10 protein-coding genes are annotated in these 14,837 nt (G+C 26.4%); 9 read left to right on the plus strand and 1 reads right to left on the minus strand.

Going from position 1 to position 14,837, the window contains the following annotated elements:
- Positions 1–8 precede the first annotated feature (8 nt).
- The 9 genes from ACQPVP_RS11720 to ACQPVP_RS11760 all read left to right on the plus strand — a co-directional run bounded on the left by ACQPVP_RS11720 (position 9) and on the right by ACQPVP_RS11760 (position 13,757).
- Positions 9–2,825, plus strand: coding sequence for a VWA domain-containing protein (locus tag ACQPVP_RS11720; protein ID WP_430850148.1), 2,817 nt, complete (start codon positions 9–11; stop codon positions 2,823–2,825).
- Between the two features lie 193 nt (positions 2,826–3,018).
- A complete protein-coding gene (locus ACQPVP_RS11725; RefSeq protein ID WP_430850150.1) occupies positions 3,019–4,695 on the plus strand; it encodes an FUSC family protein in 1,677 nt (558 codons plus the stop codon).
- Between the two features lie 75 nt (positions 4,696–4,770).
- Positions 4,771–5,514 carry a hypothetical protein gene (locus tag ACQPVP_RS11730; RefSeq protein WP_430850152.1) on the plus strand — a complete coding sequence of 248 codons (744 nt, stop codon included), beginning with the start codon at positions 4,771–4,773 and terminating at the stop codon, positions 5,512–5,514.
- Positions 5,515–5,789: 275 nt separating this feature from the next.
- Positions 5,790–7,142, plus strand: coding sequence for an MATE family efflux transporter (locus ACQPVP_RS11735; protein ID WP_430850154.1), 1,353 nt, complete (start codon positions 5,790–5,792; stop codon positions 7,140–7,142).
- Positions 7,143–7,356: 214 nt separating this feature from the next.
- Complete coding sequence (locus ACQPVP_RS11740; RefSeq protein WP_430850156.1) at positions 7,357–9,030, plus strand: AAA family ATPase; 1,674 nt, start codon at positions 7,357–7,359, stop codon at positions 9,028–9,030.
- A 48-nt stretch (positions 9,031–9,078) separates the two neighbouring features.
- Positions 9,079–10,752 carry an AAA family ATPase gene (locus ACQPVP_RS11745; RefSeq protein ID WP_430850158.1) on the plus strand — a complete coding sequence of 558 codons (1,674 nt, stop codon included), beginning with the start codon at positions 9,079–9,081 and terminating at the stop codon, positions 10,750–10,752.
- A gap of 253 nt (positions 10,753–11,005) precedes the next feature.
- Positions 11,006–12,931 carry a DNA/RNA helicase domain-containing protein gene (locus tag ACQPVP_RS11750; protein ID WP_430850160.1) on the plus strand — a complete coding sequence of 642 codons (1,926 nt, stop codon included), beginning with the start codon at positions 11,006–11,008 and terminating at the stop codon, positions 12,929–12,931.
- Between the two features lie 70 nt (positions 12,932–13,001).
- On the plus strand, positions 13,002–13,316 hold the full coding sequence (locus ACQPVP_RS11755; protein ID WP_430850162.1) for a nucleotide pyrophosphohydrolase: 315 nt from the start codon (positions 13,002–13,004) through the stop codon (positions 13,314–13,316).
- A 300-nt stretch (positions 13,317–13,616) separates the two neighbouring features.
- Entirely contained in the window at positions 13,617–13,757 is a 141-nt protein-coding gene (locus ACQPVP_RS11760; protein WP_430850164.1) for a hypothetical protein, read from the plus strand.
- Positions 13,758–14,002: 245 nt separating this feature from the next.
- On the opposite strand, the gene ACQPVP_RS11765 is transcribed toward ACQPVP_RS11760, so the two are convergent.
- The gene (locus ACQPVP_RS11765) at positions 14,003–14,548 is read right to left on the minus strand and encodes a metal-dependent hydrolase (RefSeq protein ID WP_430850166.1); all 546 of its coding nucleotides are present in this window, start codon (positions 14,546–14,548) and stop codon (positions 14,003–14,005) included.
- Between the last annotated feature and the right edge of the window lie 289 nt (positions 14,549–14,837).

The following is a 14,837-nucleotide window of genomic DNA, read 5'->3' on the forward strand; positions in this document are numbered from 1 at the left end:
CAAAGAATATGAAGATAGAAATAGGAAATTTATACTTTTTGATATTAGTTCCAATACTTTTTGCCTTTATGTATTATACTTTTAAGAAATATAAACCATGGAATAAAAATGAGTTGGTAATATTTATAAGTAGAACTATAATATTCACTTTACTTATATTAGCTTTAGGAAATATAACAGTTAATTTAAAAGGAAGAAATATTTCAACAGTATTTTTACTAGATGTATCTGAAAGCGTAGGAGATTTTGAAGAGTCTGGTAAGGATTTTATATCCACAGCCCTAGAAAAAATGCCTAGAGGTAATAAAGCGGGTGTAGTTTTATTTGGAGATAGTTCAAAGGTTGATAAGGTATTAAATAGAAAAAAAGAATATAAATCTATAAATGAAAATCCTATAGTTACAGCTACTAATATTCAAGAAGCAGTTGAAAGTGCTTTAAGCCTATTTGAAAGAGGTGGCTCAAAGAGAATAGTTTTAATTACAGATGGTGAAGAAAATCAAGGTGACATATTAAAATCTATTCCACTTATAAATGAACAAAATATAGATTTTAAATTATATAAAATAACTGGAGAAAAGGGAAATGAGGTTTATGTAGATAGTGTAAAAGTTCCTGATAATATATCTGTAGGAGAAGAGTTTTCAGTTTCTATAGATATAAAATCTAACTATGCAACTAAGGCTAAACTTTCATTGTTTTCTGGTAGAACTAAAGTAGGAGAGCAAGAGGTTCAAATTCAAAAAGGAAAAAATTCTTTTGTGTTTAAAGATAAGCAAGATTCAGGGGGCTTTAAAGGGTACAGGGTTTTAATTGAAGCAGATGAAGACACTAATAAAGTTAATAACGAATATAGCACTTTTACAAATGTAATGGATAGACCAACTATTCTTATTATAAATGGGGTTAAAGGGGATTCAACAGCATTAGAAAATATACTAGTTAATTCAGGAGCAAATATAAAGAAAATATCTCCTGGAGCATCACCAAGCACATTAAATGAGTTATTAGAATATAAGACAGTAGTACTTAATGACGTTCATAAAGATGACTTAACAAATGGATTTATGGAAAATATTGAAGCCTATGTTAGAGATTATGGTGGTGGTTTAGTAACCTTTGGTGGTGAGGATTCTTATGCACTTGGAGGATATAAAGATACAGCCTTAGAAAAAGTTTTACCAGTTTATATGGATAAAAGGGGAAAAAATGAAGTTCCAGCTATAAGCATAAATTTAATTATAGATAAGTCTGGAAGTATGAGTGCAGAAGGTGGAGGAGTAAGTAAATTAACATTAGCAAAAGAAGCTGCAATGAAGGCTTTAGAAAATTTAAGAGAAGTAGATGAAATATCTGTTATAGCTTTTGATGATACTTATGATGTAGTTGTGCCACTTCAAAAAGTTGGCGATAAGGAAGCTATAAAGGAACTTATTTCAGGAATACAAATAAGAGGTGGAACATCTATTTATCCTGCTCTTGAACAAGGGTATAATATTCAGCTTGAAAGTAATGCAAAAATAAAACATACTATATTATTAACAGACGGACAAGATGGATATGGATATGATAATTATGTAAACTTACTTCAAGGATTTAATGATAATAATATTACTCTTTCTACAGTAGCAGTTGGTGAAGGTGCCAATTCAGATTTATTAAGTCAATTAGCATCTATAGGTAGAGGAAGAAGTTATTATACTGATATATATACTGACATTCCTAGAATATTTGCTAAAGAAGTATTGCTATCTGCAGGAACTTATATAATTAATGAAGAATTTACGCCTAAGATATTAAGCAATCATGAAATATTAGCAGGAGTTAAAACTTCAGATGGGATACCTAGTTTACTTGGATATATAGGTACTTCTATAAAAGAAAATGCAGTTGAAATTTTAAGCTCTAGTCATGATGAACCAATACTAGCAGCTATGCAATATGGAATAGGAAGAACAGTTAGTTTTACTTCAGATGTTAGTGGACAATGGAGTAAGAATTATTTATCTTGGGAATATGGACCACAACTTATAAAAAATATGGTTTATTTCACTATTCCAAAGTATGGAGAAGAAGGATATTTAAATATTACACAAGAAGGTAATGAAGCAAAAATTGAATTTTATAATGATAATATTTCTGCTGATACAAAGGTTAAGGGAATATATAATGGAGAAAATGGAGAAGAAGGAGAGTTTGATTTAACTCAAGTTGAACCAGGTAAATTCTCTGCAAATGTACCTCTTAACTCATTAGGATTTTATAACTTTAACATAAGAGAAGAGGAAAATGGTGAAATTACTAATAGTTACAAAGGAGCTTTTGCACTTCAGTATTCAGATGAATATAAATTTAATACTAATGCTGAAAAATTAGATGTAGTAGTAAAAGAAACAAAAGGAACCTTTATTAATAAACCAGAAGAGGTTTTTGAAGGAAAGCTTCAAAGAGAGTATAAGAAAATTAATTTAACTAACACTCTTCTAGTAATAAGTATTTTATTATTTATGATAGATATAGCTTATAGAAGATTAAATCTAGACTTCATTAAGTTATTTAAAAAGAAAAAAGATAGATCTAAGAAAGAAAAGAAAATAAGAGATAAGGATATATTAATAAATAAAGAAAAAGTAAAAACTTCTAAGGTGGTAGTTGAAGAAAAGAAAATTATAAAAGAAAAGCTAGAAGAAGATATGAAAATTGAAGAAAAGAAAAATAAAGAAAGTAAAAAGTCTAAGAATAAAGTTAAAAATGAAGAAAATGAAAAGAAATCTTTAGATACTAGTTCTTTACTTAAAAAGAAAAATGATAGAAATAAAATTTAAATAAGAAGCTGCTAAAACAGCTTCTTATTTTTTTGTGAAGAAATATGAAAAATAATTAATGGATTTAAAAAAGAAAATGATTTAAATTAAATAAATGCTAATAATATTAATAAAAAATTCAAAAAATAAGCGTTATTGAAATTAGGTATTCATTGTGATAGTATTTTTTCTTGTATCAAAAGGGGGTACTATGATGAAAAAGAAAATAATAACAAATACAATAATATTCATATTTATAATAGGTTTTGTTAATGTATTTCAATCCTTATTTGGATCTGGAAATTCATTAGTAGGGGTAACAATAATAACTACAGCATTAACTCTTGTGGAAAGAGATTTAACAATAGCCCCATTTAAAAATTTCTTTAAAATATTAGGTGTTAATTTATTTAGCTTAGTATTTTCAGTTTTAGCAATTCATAATGTATGGCTTGGAATTATATTAAATTTTATTGCTCTTTTTATAATAGGTTATTTATTTAGTGGTAATTTAAAAAAATCTATAGTAGTGCCATTTGGGCTTCAATATTTTTTTATGCTATTTTACCCAGCAGAAGGTGAAGTTTTATTTAAGAGATTTATAGGGTTAATTTTTGGAAGTGTTTTTATAATGCTAATTCAATTTATTATTAATAAGGATAAGTTGTTTAAGACAGGAATTAAATTAATAGATAAAATCAGTAATACTTTATTAGAAAAGATAAGATTATTACAAGAAAATAAGAGCTTTGAAAAGGAAAATCTAGAAATAATAGAGTTAATAAATTATTTAAAAAGAGTTATCTATGATAAAAGAGTAGCTGATTATTACTTAACTAGTGATGGATTAATAATAACTGATATTATATGGGCATTAGAAAGAATAAATATGCTACTAGATAGAATTAGCATGGAAAATAATAAAAGCAGCTATAAAGATCTATTAGATGACGTATATAATGAAGTTACAAATATTAGAGATAGAAATTTTGAATTAAAAGATATGGACAATATAAAAACTTATTTAAAAATAAAAGAGCTAAATAAAGAATATATAAATGAGATTGTAGATTTAATGAATATTCTTTATAGAGAAGTAGAAAATATAGATGCTTTAAGTGACAAAGAAAGAAAAAGTGTAAAGAGGGAATATGATATTCCATATCATTTTCATAAGATATCTGTTCATAAAAGAAACTTCAAGATTGACTCAGCTAAAGTTAGATATGCAATAAGACTTGGAATAATAGGTGCTTTTACAGCTTTTATAGCTAAATATTTTAATTTATCAGAGGGGAGATGGATGTGTTTTACTATCTTTTCACTTATCCAACCTTATGTAGAGGTTTCTAATGAAAGAGTAAAGGATAGAGTTATAGCTACCTTTATAGGTGGAGTTATTGTTCTTATAGCTTTTGGAGCTATCCAAAATAAAACTGCAAGAGCAGCAATTATTCTTTTAGCTGGATATTTAGATCCATTTAGTAAAAATTATAGACAAAAGATGGTTTGCATAACTGTATCAGCAGTAGCTTCAGCAGCAATAATAGGTGGAACTACTGAATTAGTAATTGAAAGAATTATATTCGTTGTAATAGGTGGAGTATTAACTTTATTTGCAAATAAATATATTTTCCCTTATAAAATTAAGGATATGAAACAGTATTTAGTAAATATATATAATTCATTAATAAATCAAATGAAAGAAGATGTAAATGAAAATCATAAGGATTATAGCATAAGAAATCTTTATCTTATAACTGGATTTATAGAAGAAAAAATGAAGTTACCAATTGGTATTGATAATAATAAAGAAAATAATGAATTCTTAAAGAAAAATAGATTTAAGGTAAATAATATATATAAGTCATTTGTGAGTATAAAAAATTAAATTATTATTTATGTAGCAAATTCATAGGTAGAGAAATATTTATATAGTAATAGTAATAAAATAGGAGATAGCCATATGCAAATGATGGATATGCTTTTTAGAGGATTAATGGGAGGCGGAATGCCAGGAATGGGTGGTGGAATGCCGGGTATGGGCGGTGGAATGCCAGGAATGGGCGGCGGAAACCCACTTATGAATATGCTACTAGGATCAATGATGGGTGGACAAAGACAAGGACAAGCTCCTCAAGGGCAAGGAAATAATCCATTATCCATGCTGATGAATGGAATGTCAGGAATGGGAGGCGGAATGCCAGGAATGGGTGGTGGAATGCCAGGAATGAATGGTGGAATGCCGGGAATGGGAGGCGGAATGTCACAAGGAAATGGCATAGGACAATTACTAAGCATGCTAATGGGCGGCAATGGAATGAATATGCCAACCCAAAATAACGGGATGAATGGAAATATGAATAACCCTATGAACAACAATATGAATAATCCTATGTCAATGTTTATGAATAATATGAATCAGCAACCACCACAAATGCAACAAAATCAACAAAGAAATCAAGGACAAAATAGAAATAATAGTGTAGATATGAATCAGTTAATGAGTATGTTGATGAATGGAAATCAAGGTGCTCAAAACAATATGAATAGCAGAAATAATAGCAATCCTCAAGGGGATCCTTTATCTATGTTATTTAGTGCAATGAATGGTGGAGAAATGAATGGAAATATGAATAGCAACATGAACTCTACTTCAAACCAAAGCGAAAATAGAAGTTCATCTAGAAACCATAGAAGGAGAAGATAGCCAGTGTGCTGGCGAACAATTAAAAATGAATAATGAAGAATTAAGGATAAAACTCCTTAGGGAGTTTTTAAGATTAAATTGTTTTTGTAATCTTAGAACAAATTACTTCAATAATTACTAATTGTCAATTATTATGGCTGCCTTTTGGCAGCCATATTTTGCTTAACATAATGTAATAAATTTCATATAAAATATTTGATAAAAAGACTTTATTATTCTTATTAAAAATGATATTCTATATAATCGGGAATTTACATATAGGAGAATACAAATTTATGATAAAAGATGTGAAGAAAGAATTAACAAAAGATATGACAACTGGTAATCCAGTTAAATTAATATTATTATTTTCAATTCCATTACTTATAGGAAATATTTTTCAACAATTTTATAGTATGGTAGATACTATTATAGTTGGCAGATTCATAGGGGTAGAGGCATTAGCTGCAGTTGGTTCTACAGGTTCAATGTCTTTTTTGATAAATGGTTTTGTAGTAGGGATAACTAGCGGGTTTTCTGTTTTAGTATCTCAAAAATTTGGAGCTAAAGATGATGAAGGATTAAAGAAAGCTACGGCAAGTGCTTTGGTTTTATCTTTAGTGGCAGCAATTATAATTACATTAGTTAGCGTCTTCTTAGCTAAGCCATTACTTCATTTAATGAATACACCAGAAAATATTATAGATGATGCATATATTTATATTGTAATAATTTATGCAGGAACTATAGCAACAGTAGTCTATAATATAATATCAGGAATATTAAGGGCTTTAGGAGATAGTAAAACTCCATTATATTTTTTAATAATAGCATCCATATTAAATATAATTTTAGATATAGTATTTATAGTGAACTTTTCTATGGGAGTTTCTGGTGCAGCTTGGGCAACAATAATATCCCAAGGAGTTTCAGGAATACTATGTATAATTTATGCATATAAAAAATATAAAATTTTAAGATTAAAAAGAGAAGACTTTAAAGTTAAAAAGAATGTATATGTTAAGCATTTAAAAATAGGAATTCCTATGGCATTACAGTTTTCTATAACAGCTCTTGGTATAATGATAGTACAAGGAGCATTAAATGTTTTGGGATCTACAGTAATTGCTTCATATACAGCAGCATCTAAGGTATTACAAATAGTAATGCAACCAGCAATTACTTTTGGAGTAACTATGGCTACATATTGTGGACAAAATCTAGGAGCTAAAAATTATAATCGTATAAAAGAAGGGGTAAAAAATTGCATTCAAATATCTATAATAACAAGTATAATTGCAGGACTTGTATTAGTTTTTGGGGGAAAATTCTTTGTTGGATTATTTATAAGTAATCCAGATGCAGAAATATTAGCATATGCACAAGAATGCTTAAATTATGCAGCAGCATTTTTCATTCCTTTAGGAGTAATATTTATATATAGAAATGCACTTCAAGGAATGGGAGAATCCTTTGTTCCTATGATGGCAGGAGCTTTCGAACTTATAGCAAGAGCAATAGTTGCTTTCACATTACCTAGATTTATAGGATATACAGGAATATGCTTATCAGATCCTATAGCATGGCTAGCAGCAGCAATTCCATTAGGACTGTATTATTATAAAAAAATAAAATCGATTGAAATCTAGTCTTATAAAAGATAATTTTAGAGTGTTGAAGGTTGTAGTGTAAACTACAGCCTTTTTTGATGTCCCTTTTTATTGAATATTATAAGATTAAATATATAGAAGCTTTAAATAGACCAATTAAAACAAGGTCAGGATAGGTATTATAAAATATGATATAATAAGTAATAATAATTAACTAAAACAGAAATTATTAAATAGAAAGAAGGTGTTAGACTTGAAAGGAATAGCATTAGGAAATAGTGATTTTAAAACAATTATTGAAGATGATAGATATTTTGTAGATAAAACTCTTTTAATAAAGGAATTTTTAGAGGATCCATCCCAAATAGTTTTAATTCCAAGACCAAGAAGGTTTGGGAAAACACTTAATTTATCTATGATAAGATATTTCGTTGAAAAATCTGATGAAGATAGAAGATATCTTTTTAATAATCTTCTTATAGAAAAAGAAGAAGAGATAATGAAAAGACAAGGAATATATCCTACAATATATTTAACTTTTAAAGATGAAAAACATGATAATTTTAATATTTTGGTAAAGAGAATAAGTGATCATTTATCGGATATATTTATTAAATTTAAATATTTATATAAGAATATAAATGATGAAAAAGATAAAGAGTTTTTTAAGAGAGTAGAATTAGGAAAAGCAACTAAAGATGATATAGAAGTATCTTTAAGAAAATTAAGTAAATATCTTTATAAGTATCATGGAGAAAAAGTTATTATTTTAATAGATGAATATGATACACCAATTCAACATAGTTATTTTTCAGGAATTTACGATGAAACTATAGGCTTTATGAGAAACTTTTTATCTAACACCTTAAAGGATAATATATATTTAGAAAAAGCAATGCTTACAGGAATATTAAGGGTGGCTAGGGAGTCTATATTTTCAGGACTTAATAATATACAAGTATATTCTGTACTTAAAGAAGGATATTCAAAACAATTTGGGTTTACAGATATAGAAATAGAAAAAATATTAAATGACTTTAATGTAGTGGAGCAAAGAGAAGAATTTAAAAAATGGTATAACGGATATATTTTTGGAAGTACAGTAATTTATAATCCATGGTCTGTTTTATCTTATTTAAAAGATAAAAATAGTGATTTTATGCCTTATTGGGTAAATACTTCAGAAAATAAAATAATAAAAACTATTTTATCAAAAGGTAGTGAAGCCTTAAAAAAATCCTTTGAAGAACTTCTTAGGGGAAATACTATAGAAGCTGTTATAGATGAAAATATAATAATGGCTGATATAGAAGCTAATGAAGATAATATATGGAGTTTTTTACTTATGGCTGGATATTTAAAAGTTGTAGGAAAAAGAAGAGAAGATATAGAAATCTATTATAGTTTAAAGATCCCTAATTTAGAAGTTAAATATATGTATGAAAAAATAATTCGTGATTGGCAAAGTGAGGGTTATATAGCTTCAGAATATAATGAAATGCTAAAAGCTTTAGTAAACTTTGATTATGAAGTATTTGAAGAAATATTTGTAGATTATGTAGAGAAGTCTCTAAGTTACTTTGATGTATCAGGAGAAGAACCAGAAAAAGTATATCATAGCTTTGTACTTGGAATGTTAGTATCATTAAATAAAAGCCATTATGTATTATCAAATAGAGAATCAGGCTACGGAAGATATGATGTAATGGTAATACCAAAAGATATAGCTAAACCAGGAATAATAATTGAATTTAAAAGAGCAAGGAAAACAAATAAAAAATCAATAGAAGAACTAATAGAAGAAGCAAGAAAACAAATAGAAGACAAAAAATACGAAACAGAACTTTTAAATAGAGGAATAACTAATATTAAAAAAATAGTTATAGTATTTAAAGGAAAAGAAGTTTACGTTAATGATGTAAGTTAAGTATAGATAGATAAATAAAAAAATTAAGTTAGAAAGAAGGTGGAAGTTATGAAGAAAATTGCACTTGGAAATAGTGATTTTAAAACAATTATTGAAGATGATAGATATTTTGTAGATAAAACTCTTTTAATAAAGGAATTTTTAGAGGATTCATCACAAATAATTTTAATTCCAAGACCAAGAAGATTTGGAAAAACACTTAATTTATCTATGATAAGATACTTTGTTGAAAAATGTGATAAAGATAGAAGATATCTTTTTAATAACCTTCTTATAGAAAAAGAAGAAGATATAATGAAGAGACAAGGAATATATCCAACTATATATTTAACTTTTAAAGATGAAAAGCATAATAAATTTAATTCCCTTATTGAAAGAATTAAATGGTTTATAACAGAGATATATAATGAACATAAAGAAGTTTATAATATTTTAAAGGATAAACAAGATAAAGATTTCTTTAATAAAATAATTAATAGTGATTACAGCATAGCTGAATTAGAATTAGCATTGAAAAATTTATGTAAATATCTTTATGAATATCACGGAGAAAAAGTTATTATTTTAATAGATGAATATGATACACCAATTCAACATAGTTATTTTTCAGGAATTTATGATGAAACAATTGGATTTATGAGAAACTTTTTATCTAACACATTAAAAGATAATATATATCTAGAAAAAGCAATGCTTACAGGGATATTAAGAGTAGCTAGAGAATCTATATTTTCAGGGCTTAATAACTTAAAATTAAATACTATTTTAAAAAATGCTTACTGTGATAAATTTGGATTTACAGATGTAGAAATAGAGAAAATATTAAATGATTTTAATGTAGTAGAACAAAGGGAAGAATTTAAAAGATGGTATAACGGATATATTTTCGGAAATACAGTAATTTATAATCCCTGGTCAGTATTATGTTATTTAGATGATAGAGATAGTGGCTTTATGCCACATTGGGTAAATACTTCAGAAAATAAAATAATAAAAACTATTTTAGCAAAAGGTAGTGAAGGATTAAAAAAATCCTTTGAAGAACTGCTTAGGGGAAATACTATAGAAGTTAGTATAGATGAAAATATAGTAATGGCAGATATAGAAAGAGATGAAAATAATATATGGAGCTTCTTACTTATGTCGGGATATCTAAAAGTTGTAGGAAGAAGAACAGAAGGAAAAGATTTTTACTATAGTTTAAAGATTCCTAATTTAGAAGTTGAATCTATGTATGAAAAAATAATTCGTGACTGGCAAAGTGAAAGCTATGTTGCTTCAGAATATAATGAAATGCTAAAGGCTTTAGTAAACTTTGATTTTAAAGTATTTAAGCTTATATTTTCAAGATATGTAAGGGAGTCTTTTAGTTATTTTGACGTAAGTGGAAAAATGCCTGAAAAAGTATATCATGCCTTTACCTTAGGACTTTTAGTTTCTTTAAGCAGAACACATCAAGTGTTATCAAATAGAGAATCAGGCTATGGAAGATATGATATAATGGTTATTCCTAAAGATATAAGTAAGATAGGAATAATAATAGAATTTAAAAAATACTACGAAGAGTATGATGAAACTATAGAAGAACTAATAGAAGAAGCAAGAAAACAAATAGAAGATAAAAAATACGAAACAGAACTTATAAATAGAGGAATAACTAATATTAAAAAACTAGTTATAGTATTTAAAGGAAAAGAAGTTTACATTAATGATGTAAGTTAATTAGAGGCTAGGAAACTAGCTTCTTTTTTCTTTGTAGAAAATTATTTATGCTATCAGATAATATGTTATCTTAGTATGAATTATTAAAAACAAGTGATTTACGACAAAATTATACAAAAGTTTTGTGATAATAATGCTAGAATATAACTTAGTAATAAAATATAATAATAAACATTAAAATTCAATGATATTAATGTTCGATAAATAGTTTGGATAGATTATTATGATTTTAAAGAAAAGGTGATATTTAGATATGATAGTGTATAGAGCATCAAAATTAGAATTTATGGAGCATGTTGAAAATGATATAATTAGCTTAGAAATAGATAAAAAATATAAAGAAAAGATAGGAAAATCTAATTATAGAGAATTTAAGTCATGGGATAATTCAATGCAATATATGTACAAGGTATTAAATTCTAATAGTATTCCTGATAATTGTGGAATAGCAATTGAATATAGAATACCAGCTACTTCAAGAAGAATCGATTTTATTATTACTGGATTAGATGAAGAAGATAAGGAACATGTAGTAATTGTTGAATTAAAGCAATGGGAGAGCATAGAAAAAGTTGATGATGAAGATGCTGTTGTTAGGACAATGATTAATAAACATATTGTTAAGACTACACATCCATCTTATCAGGCATGGTCATATGCATCTTTAATAGAAGATTATAATGATTCAGTTGAAAAGAAAAAGATAATTTTGCATCCATGTGCATATTTACACAACTATATTTCTTTAGAGAGTGAAGATCCATTAATAAATCAAGTTTATAAAGAGTATGTAAACAGAGCACCTGTATTTACTAAGGGAGATGCAGTTAAACTAAGAAACTTTATATCAAACTTTGTTAAAAATGGTGATGAAGGATTAGGATTATTTGAAATTGAAAATGGAAAGATAAGACCTTCAAAATCATTGCAAGATGCTTTAGTATTAATGCTTGAAGGAAATGAAGAATTTTTAATGCTTGATGATCAAAAGGTTATATTTGAAAAAATAAGAAAGTCAACTAAAAAGACAATGCTATCTGGAGAAAAAAGAGTTTTTATTGTTGAAGGAGGACCTGGTACAGGAAAATCTGTATTAGCAATAAATTTATTAGTAAAACTTTTATCCGAAAATTTATTAACATATTATGTATCAAAAAATTCGGCACCTAGAGAAGTGTATAATAAAAAATTAAGAGCTAAGTATAGCAAGAAATATATAGATAATTTATTTAAAGGATCAGGATGTTTTATAAATACAAATAGTAATGAAATAGATGTTATTTTAGTTGATGAAGCTCATAGGCTTATGAAAAAGTCTGGGATATTTAAAAATTTGGGAGAAAATCAAGTAAAGGAAATCATTAATTCAGCTAAAGTATCTGTATTTTTTATTGATGAAAATCAAAGAGTTACTATAGATGATAATGGAAGTATTTCAGAGATAGAAAAGTTTGCTTCAGAATTTAATACAAAGGTAACAAAGTTAAAATTAACATCACAATTTAGGTGTAACGGTAGTGACGGTTATTTATCGTGGATAGATGATGTACTAGAAATAAGCAATACAGGGAATTTTGATGGATTTGAATTTGATTATGATATAAAAATAATTGATGATCCAAATGAAGTCTATAATATGATAATGGAGTTAAACAGCGAAAATAACAAAGCAAGAATGTTAGCTGGGTATTGTTGGGATTGGATAAGTAAAAAGGATATTAATAATTATGATATTAAAATTGATGATTATGATTTTAAAATGAAGTGGAATTTAAGCAATACTAAAACGTGGGCTATAGATAATAATAGCATTAATGAAGTAGGGTGTATCCATACAGCACAAGGATTAGAATTTGATTATGTTGGAGTAATTATTGGAGAAGATATTAGATTTGAAGATGGAAAGATTATAACTGATTTTAATAAAAGGGCAAAAACAGATAAGAGTTTAAATGGTATAAAAAAATTATATAAAGAAAATCCAGAAAAAGCATTAAAGCTTGCAGATGAAATAATAAAAAATACTTATAGAACTCTTATGACAAGAGGACAAAAAGGTTGTTATATTTATTGTGTTGATAAAGCTTTAGCAAGCTATTTGAAAAAGAGAATTGAGTTAATAAATTATACTATTCAATTTAAAGATATTGAGAGTTACAAGTATAAAATATTACTTTAAAGTTATTGTAGTTAATTAAACTAATAATTGCTAAAAAGAGTACATTAAGCTTAAGAAGGGAGAGAATTTAATGGAAGAAATAAAAAATAGAATAAGAAAATTTAGAGATGATAGAGAGTGGTCTCAATTTCACACACCAGCTAATTTAGCAAAGGCAATAAGCATTGAATCTGGAGAATTATTAGAACATTTTCTTTGGGATGATAATTATGATAAAAAAGAAGTGTGTGAAGAATTAGCAGATGTGATGATTTATTGTTTACATATGGCTGATTCTCTAGATGTTAATATAGAAGATATAATTAATATAAAAATGGACAAAAATGAGGCGAAATATCCAGTAGAAAAATCTAAAGGTACAAGTAAAAAATATACAGAACTTTAATATAAATATAGTAAAAGAAATTCTATAAATATATTTATTTAGTAAGAATTTATGTATGTTTTTTAGGGAAAAATATTAATTTAAAAAATGCTATTTGATATAATTTAGAAATTTTAAGGTAATATAAAATTTAAATTGTTTGAGAAGTGAAAAATTTGAAAATTATAAGGTAATTAATTTAAAAGAAGTATTGATAGAAAAGTTGAGAGAAAAGCAAAATGAAAATGGAATAATGTAAAAGTATTAGAATTACTTATAATTACAGAAGATATAAATGAAGAGAGAACTGTAGATATAAAAGTGAAATCTGATTTATCAAATGAATATAAAGAAGAATTAGTTCATTTAATAGCTCATGAAAATAGAGATAAATTAATTTTTATAACCTTCCATGAGTATCATACATTTGATTCTTTAGGGAAGTTAGTAAGTAGTATATAAATAGTTATAGATATTTAATGGTAGAGGGGATTAGATAAGTGAAAGTTATAAAGTTGGATGAAAGGCAGCCCACAAGTACCCCAGAGCATGATTACTGTGTAATTCAATAAATAATACGAGAAGTATTTTTTATGTAATTGAAAGTGTAAAATCTGAAATTAGATTTACTAAAAATTTTGGTTAATATATAAAGCTATGGATAAGGTTTAGATCTTTATCCATAGCTTATATTTTTTATATCTACTTTACCATTTGATACTAAATTTATTCTTAGAATTCATGCAGGGTAATTTAAATTCAAAAAAGTTTAAATGTTTTCCGTTAGTTGAAAATCTATCTCCAACAATATGCAGAGTATAACCCATAATAAATCCTAATGTAAGATATATATTACCAATATTATATATGGTATAGAAAAAAAGCATTGTCCCAAACCATTTATGAGTGAACATTCTATGTGGTGACAATTTTCCTAAGGTAATTAAAATAATAAAATATAGACTATATTTATTTTGCACAATAATTGTAGATAATATTTCCATAACTCTATTTGTTATATTCAGCTTATAGACTAGTGCAAACAATAATAAAGTTATTACTAAGATTTTATTAAAAGTTTGACTTGCTTTAGATTTTTCAGTGTCTATATCTGGTAAATATGACCCTATGATGCCCCCACTAATAAGGGGAATAAAATAATTTAAATTTTGATCCTTATCTAAATTAAAGACAGCTAGTCCCATAATGCTTGTAGCTGTTATTCCAATAGCTAAGTGTTCTCTACCTTTCATTAGTTTTTCTCCATTTATCTTTTGTAATTTATTATAGTGTACTATATTTCCTTAGAAAACAAAAGTACGTTCGCAAATAACATTCTAAGATAGACGAGTTAGTAATCTTTGATTTTTTTAGGCTTTATAATAGTTTATTAGTTATATACTTATATTAATAGAGTATATAACTAATAATAAAACTATAAGAGAGTAGATTATTATAAATATTGAATAAGATAATTTTAATGATAGATGATTATAAAAGTAGAATAGTTAATACCTTGTAATTATTGATGACATATGAATA

Source organism: Clostridium nigeriense (genome assembly GCF_050585265.1).
Lineage (GTDB): Bacteria > Bacillota > Clostridia > Clostridiales > Clostridiaceae > Clostridium > Clostridium nigeriense_B.